Source organism: Bacillus sp. AFS073361 (genome assembly GCF_002567005.1).
GTDB lineage: Bacteria > Bacillota > Bacilli > Bacillales > Cytobacillaceae > Neobacillus.
The window spans coordinates 1-401 of sequence record NZ_NUZU01000123.1 but is presented as its reverse complement, the minus strand read 5'-3'; the positions used below and the strand labels follow the sequence as shown (position 1 = coordinate 401).

Sequence of the window (401 nt, the reverse complement as noted above, 5' to 3'; positions counted from 1 at the left end):
GTCTGGGCCGTGTCTCAGTCCCAGTGTGGCCGATCACCCTCTCAGGTCGGCTACGCATCGTCGCCTAGGTGAGCCGTTACGCCACCTACTAGCTAATCCCATCTGGGCACATCTGATGGCAAGAGGCCCGAAGGTCCCCCTCTTTGGTCTTGCGACGTTATGCGGTATTAGCTACCGTTTCCAGTAGTTATCCCCCTCCATCAGGCAGTTTCCCAGACATTACTCACCCGTCCGCCGCTCGTCACCCGAGAGCAAGCTCTCTGTGCTACCGCTCGACTTGCATGTGTTAGGCCTGCCGCCAGCGTTCAATCTGAGCCATGATCAAACTCTTCAGTTCAAACATCTTTGGGTTTTGAGAAAACCCTAAACTTGGCTCAGCAATCGTTGGTTACATCTTTGAT

Annotated in this window: 1 rRNA gene; it reads right to left on the bottom strand. The window is 54.1% G+C overall.

Going from position 1 to position 401, the window contains the following annotated elements:
* Nucleotides 1–337, bottom strand: a 16S ribosomal RNA gene (locus tag COJ96_RS25630); the annotation flags it as partial.
* Between the last annotated feature and the right edge of the window lie 64 nt (nucleotides 338–401).